The 5,624-nt window shown below is 65.0% G+C and carries 5 protein-coding genes and 1 pseudogene; all 6 read left to right on the top strand.

All coding sequences use genetic code 11. The features are described 5' to 3' along the window. A partial coding sequence (locus K675_RS0126810) for a FimV/HubP family polar landmark protein (protein ID WP_017906548.1) occupies window positions 1–1,458 on the top strand: 1,458 nt, incomplete at its 5' end. Between the two features lie 138 nt (window positions 1,459–1,596). Continuing rightward, window positions 1,597–2,421: a tRNA pseudouridine(38-40) synthase TruA gene (gene truA / locus K675_RS0126805; protein WP_017906547.1), complete on the top strand. Its 825-nt coding sequence runs from the start codon at window positions 1,597–1,599 to the stop codon at window positions 2,419–2,421. Between the two features lie 63 nt (window positions 2,422–2,484). Continuing rightward, window positions 2,485–3,105, top strand: a complete 621-nt coding sequence (locus K675_RS0126800) for a phosphoribosylanthranilate isomerase (RefSeq protein WP_017906546.1) — start codon at window positions 2,485–2,487, stop codon at window positions 3,103–3,105. 106 nt (window positions 3,106–3,211) lie between these two features. Further along, complete coding sequence (gene accD / locus K675_RS0126795; RefSeq protein WP_017906545.1) at window positions 3,212–4,132, top strand: acetyl-CoA carboxylase, carboxyltransferase subunit beta; 921 nt, start codon at window positions 3,212–3,214, stop codon at window positions 4,130–4,132. Continuing rightward, complete coding sequence (folC, locus tag K675_RS0126790) at window positions 4,129–5,436, top strand: bifunctional tetrahydrofolate synthase/dihydrofolate synthase (RefSeq protein WP_017906544.1); 1,308 nt, start codon at window positions 4,129–4,131, stop codon at window positions 5,434–5,436. The genes accD and folC overlap by 4 nt, the downstream gene beginning before the upstream one ends. Further along, window positions 5,420–5,624, top strand: a pseudogene (locus tag K675_RS31470) (SPOR domain-containing protein); the annotation flags it as partial. The gene folC and the pseudogene K675_RS31470, both read left to right, overlap by 17 nt.

Raw genomic sequence — 5,624 nt, 5'->3', positions numbered from 1 at the left:
AAAAAGCCGGTCGAACCACCCCTCCAGCCGGCACCGAGCGAAGAACGCAAGCTCGACGACCTGCTGTCCAGCCCGATCCTGATGGGGCTGATCGCCGGCTCCGTGGTGCTGGTGGCACTGTTGCTCCTGCTGTTGCTGGTCCGGCGTCGAAAGGCCCAGCAGGAAGCCGAGAAGCACCAGCGCATGGCCAAGGCGCTGTCCGAGGAGACTGACTTCGCCGCCGACCTGGACATGCCGGAAAGCAGCTTCGAGGGCCTGGAGGTACCCGCGCCCAATGTAAAGTTGGCGCCGGCCCCGGCGCCGGCTCCCGTCGCTGAACGCCCGACCGATGTCCTGGGTCAGGCTGAGCTGCACATTGAACGCGGCCATCTGAATCAGGCTGCCGATCTGCTGGAAGAGGCGGTCAAGTTCGAGCCGCAACGCAGCGATCTGCGCCTGAAACTGATGGAGGTCTATGGTCGCCAGGGTGATCGTGATGCCTTCGTGCGTCAGGAGCGGCAACTGCCTGCCAATGGCGATAATCAGGCTCAGGTCGAGCAGCTCAAGAGCCGTTTCCCCGCCATGGTGACCGTGGCCGCCGCCGCAGCGGTCGGGGTGGGGGCAGCCGCTGCCGCCGCCGAACTGGACGAGCAGTTCGTTCAGGAACTGCTGCAGGATGACGAGCCGGCCCCGGCTGCTGCTCCGGAGCCCGTGGTCGCGGAGGCGCCTGCTCCGGCGGCGGAGGCGTTCGACAACGACTTCGACCTCAGCCTGGATGACCTGGAGGCTGTCTCGCCGTCTGTGGCGCCAGTCGCTGCTCCGGCAGTCGAGGAAAGCCTGGATGACCTGCAGCTCGACGACGACCTGAGTTTCGAATCAGTGCTGGCGCGGCAGACTGAAGCCAAGGACGACCTGAGCGGTCTGGACGATCTCTCCGACTTCGACCTGGATCTGGGTGCTGACGAGCCGGTTGCCGCCGCTCGGGACGATGAAGACTTCCTGCTCGGGCTGGCCGACGATCCCAAGGCGCCGGAGGGCGAAGTGCCGACCCTCGATGCGCTGGATGACCTCGGGCTGCCGGCGGACTTCGATCTGTCGCTGGCCGATGACCTGGCGACCGACGACCTGGCGGTGGATGATCTGCTGGCTGACGAGCTGTTGGCCGACAGCGGGCCGAACGCCTTCACCGACGAGTTGGACGATGTCAACGCCGAGCTGGATCGTCTGTCCCAGAGCCTGGAGCAGCCACCGCTGGCGACGCCGAGCTTTACCGAGCAGGATGCCGCCCTGGGGGATGACGAGCCGGAGTTCGATTTCCTGGCGGGAACCGACGAGGCGGCGACCAAGCTCGACCTGGCGCAGGCCTATATCGACATGGATGACAAGGATGGCGCCCGCGACATCCTGGCCGAAGTCATCAGCGAAGGCAGCGATGCGCAGAAGAGCGAAGCCAAGGAGATGCTCAAGCGCCTGGCTTGAATCCATCCGCTAGCGGTAAAAACAGCGGCAGCCCACGGGCTGCCGTTGTCGTTATGGGCGCGCGCCTTATAATGCACGCCTTTGCGTTCATCATCAGGCTGCAAGTTCTTGGCAAATATAGATAACCCGGCCGCCGAAATGGCGGCCGAAGGCTTTTACCGCATCGCGCTGGGCGTGGAGTACAAGGGTTCGCGCTATCGCGGCTGGCAGCGCCAGGCCTCGGGCGTGCTGTCGGTCCAGGAAACCCTGGAGGACGCGCTGTCGAAGGTGGCGGACTCGCCGGTTTCGCTGATGTGCGCCGGGCGCACCGATGCTGGTGTGCATGCGTGTGGGCAGGTGGTGCATTTCGATACCCGCGCCGAGCGTTCGATGAAAGCCTGGACCATGGGCGCCAATATCAATCTGCCCCATGACATCAGTGTCACTTGGGCCAAGGTCATGCCGGCGCATTTCCATGCCCGCTTCAAGGCCATCGCCCGGCGCTACCGCTACGTGATCTACAACGACCAGATCCGTCCGGCGCACCTCAACGAGGAAATCACCTGGAACCATCGCCCGCTGGATGAGCAACGCATGGCCGAGGCCGCCCGCTACCTGGTCGGTACCCACGATTTCAGCGCCTTCCGCGCCGGGCAGTGCCAGGCCAAGTCGCCGATCAAGGAAGTGCACCACCTGCGGGTGACCCGGCACGGCAAGATGATCGTGATCGATATCCGCGCTGGCGCCTTCCTGCATCACATGGTGCGCAACATCGCCGGGGTGCTGATGACCATCGGTGCCGGTGAACGTCCGGTCGAGTGGGCGCGCGAGGTGCTGGAGAGTCGCATCCGTCGTACGGGTGGGGTGACCGCCCATCCATTCGGCCTGTACCTGGTGCAGGTGGAGTACCGCGACGAGTTCGAGTTGCCCGAGCGTTATATCGGGCCGCACTTCCTCACCGGATTCTCGGAGCTTGCCGGCTGACGCCAGGGAAAGCATTTGCTACCATCCGGACCTTTATCCGGAAAACCTTGGGGTTCTGACGAAATGTCCGCCGTTCGCAGCAAAATTTGCGGAATCACCCGCATTGAAGATGCGTTGGCCGCGGTCGAGGCCGGAGCCGATGCCATCGGTTTCGTGTTCTACGCCAAGAGCCCGCGGGCGGTGACGTTCCAGCAGGCACGGGCCATCATTGCCGCACTGCCGCCGTTCGTCACCACCGTGGGCCTGTTCGTCAACGCCAGTCGTTGCGAGCTGGGCGAGATTCTCGATGCGGTGCCGCTGGATCTGTTGCAGTTCCATGGCGATGAGACCAGTGCGCAGTGCGAGGGCTTCAACCGGCCGTACATCAAGGCGCTGCGGATCAAGGCCGGTGACGACATTGCCGCGGCCTGCCAGGCCTATCCCGGAGCCAGCGGCATCCTGCTCGATACCTATGTGGAAGGCGTGCCGGGTGGAACCGGCGAGGCCTTCGACTGGTCTCTGGTGCCGCAGGGCCTGAACAAGCCGATCATCCTCGCCGGAGGCCTGACCGCGGACAACGTGGCGCAGGCCATTGCCCAGGTCAGGCCGTATGCCGTGGATACCAGCGGCGGGGTCGAGCAGAGCAAGGGCATCAAGGACCCCGCGAAGATCAGGGCGTTCATCCAGGCCGTGCGCGCCAGTTGATCGCCGATGTGACGGGCGGCAATCTGCCGCCGTCCATGCTAACCGCCACAGAAAACAGGCGGGCCCGGTTGTCCGACGGGCCGAAAACGAATTGGAGAAAGAAAGCATGAGCAACTGGTTAGTAGACAAACTGATCCCTTCGATCATGCGTTCCGAGGTGAAGAAGAGCTCGGTGCCCGAGGGTCTGTGGCACAAGTGCCCGTCGTGCGACGCGGTGCTCTATCGTCCGGAGCTGGAAAAGACCCTGGACGTCTGCCCCAAGTGCAACCACCACATGCGTATTGGCGCCCGCGCCCGCATCGATATCTTCCTGGACGCCGAAGGTCGCGCCGAGCTGGGGGCTGACCTGGAGCCGGTCGACCGCCTGAAGTTCCGCGACGGCAAGAAGTACAAGGACCGCCTGAGCGCGGCGCAGAAGCAGACCGGCGAAAAAGACGCCCTGGTCTCGATGAGCGGTACGCTGCTGGGTATGCCGATCGTGGTCTCGGCATTCGAATTCTCGTTCATGGGCGGTTCCATGGGCGCCATCGTCGGCGAGCGTTTCGTGCGCGCCGCCAACTACGCCCTGGAAAAGCGTTGCCCGATGGTCTGTTTCTCGGCTTCCGGCGGTGCGCGGATGCAGGAAGCGCTGATCTCGCTGATGCAGATGGCCAAGACCTCGGCCGTGCTGGCGCGTCTGCGCGAAGAGGGCCTGCCCTTCATTTCCGTACTGACCGACCCGGTCTACGGTGGCGTTTCCGCCAGCCTGGCGATGCTCGGCGACGTAATTGTCGGTGAGCCGAAGGCGCTGATCGGTTTCGCCGGCCCGCGCGTGATCGAGCAGACCGTACGCGAGAAGCTGCCGGAAGGCTTCCAGCGCAGCGAGTTCCTGCTGGAGCACGGCGCCATCGACATGATCATCCCGCGCCAGGAACTGCGTCCGCGCCTGGGTAGCCTGCTGGCCCAGATGATGGGGCTGCCGACGCCCGTTTACGTGGCTGCGCCCGTCGAGCCTGTCGTCGTTCCACCGGCACCGGCAAAAGTATGACCGAACGTACCCTGGGCGACTGGCTCGCCTACCTGGAGCAATTGCATCCATCGGCCATCGACATGGGGTTGGAGCGCTCGCGAGAGGTAGCGAACCGCATGGGGCTGGGCAAGCCGGCGCCCCGGGTAGTGACGGTGACCGGCACCAACGGCAAGGGCTCGACCTGCGCCTTCGTGGCCTCGCTGCTGATGGCGCAAGGCCTCAAGGTCGGTGTCTACAGCTCGCCACACCTGCTGCGCTACAACGAGCGCGTGCAGATCAATGGGGTCGAGGCGACCGATGCCCAGTTGTGCGAGGCCTTCGTCGCGCTGGAAGCCGGTCGTGGCGGTACCACGTTGACCTACTTCGAGATGGGCACCCTGGCGGCCTTCTGGTTGTTCGAGCGTGAACAGCTCGATGCCGTGGTGCTGGAGGTCGGTCTCGGTGGGCGCCTGGACACGGTCAATGTGGTCGACGCCGATTTTGCGCTGGTGACCAGCATCGGCGTCGATCATGCCGAATACCTGGGTGACACCCGTGAGTCGGTGGCCTACGAGAAGGCCGGCATCTTTCGTGCCGGGCGGCCGGCGCTGTGCGGCGACCTGAGTCCGCCCCAGCCGCTGCTGGACAAGGCGCGCGAGCTGAACAGCCCGTTTTTCCTGCGTGGCCGTGACTTCGATCTCGCGTCCACCGACCGCTACTGGCAGTGGCGCGGTGTGGATGACAAGGGGCAGTCGCTCGAATTGCAGGACCTGCCGTTGCTGGACCTGCCGATGGAGAACGCCGCGCTGGCGTTGCAGGCCTACGCGCTGATGGGCCTGCCCTGGCAGCCCGAACGCATTGTTGCTGCGTTGCAGGCGACGCGGATCGTCGGTCGACTGGATCGTCGAACCGTCAACTGGCAGGGTAGGCCGGTCAGGCTGATGCTGGATGTCGGGCATAATCCCCATGCCGCCGAGTACCTGTCCCGGCACCTGGCCCGCCAACCGTTGGCGGGGCGACGCCTGGCGGTGTTCGGCCTGCTGGCGGACAAGGATCTTGCGGGCGTGGTATCGCAGCTGGATGCCCATGTGCAGCATTGGGCCGTGACCCCCTTGCTGTCGCCACGCAGCCGTCCGGCTGGCGAGCTGCAGGACGCCTTGCAGGCTCGCGGCGCGGCGGTGACCGTGTACGAAAGTGTCGCGGCGGCCCTGGAAGGGCAGTGTGCCCAGGCCACGGCCGATGATGAGATTCTGTTGTTCGGATCGTTCTTTTGCGTAGCCGAGGCGCTGGAATGGCTGGCCCGGCGCGCCACGGAGGAAGCTGCAGATGGCATTGCTGGATAGGGCTTACAAGCAGCGGATGGTCGGCGCGCTGGTTTTGGTGGCGCTGGCGGTGATCTTCCTGCCGATGCTGTTTTCCCGTCAGGATGAACAGCGTCAGGTACGTGTCGACCCGCCGGCGGCGCCACAGGCCCCGGTGATGCCCCAGGTGCATGTCGAGCCGGTGGCCGTGCCCGAGCCGCAAAGCCTGC

It is taken from the genome of Pseudomonas fuscovaginae SE-1 (assembly GCF_000364705.1).
Classification (GTDB): domain Bacteria; phylum Pseudomonadota; class Gammaproteobacteria; order Pseudomonadales; family Pseudomonadaceae; genus Aquipseudomonas; species Aquipseudomonas fuscovaginae_A.
This window is presented reverse-complemented; position numbering and strand designations above follow the sequence as displayed.

Coding starts and splice junctions, on each gene's coding strand:
- folC (WP_017906544.1), top strand. CDS start 4,129: ATGACCGAACGTACCCTGGGCGACTGGCTCGCCTACCTGGAGCAATTG.
- K675_RS0126800 (WP_017906546.1), top strand. CDS start 2,485: ATGTCCGCCGTTCGCAGCAAAATTTGCGGAATCACCCGCATTGAAGAT.
- accD (WP_017906545.1), top strand. CDS start 3,212: ATGAGCAACTGGTTAGTAGACAAACTGATCCCTTCGATCATGCGTTCC.
- truA (WP_017906547.1), top strand. CDS start 1,597: ATGGCGGCCGAAGGCTTTTACCGCATCGCGCTGGGCGTGGAGTACAAG.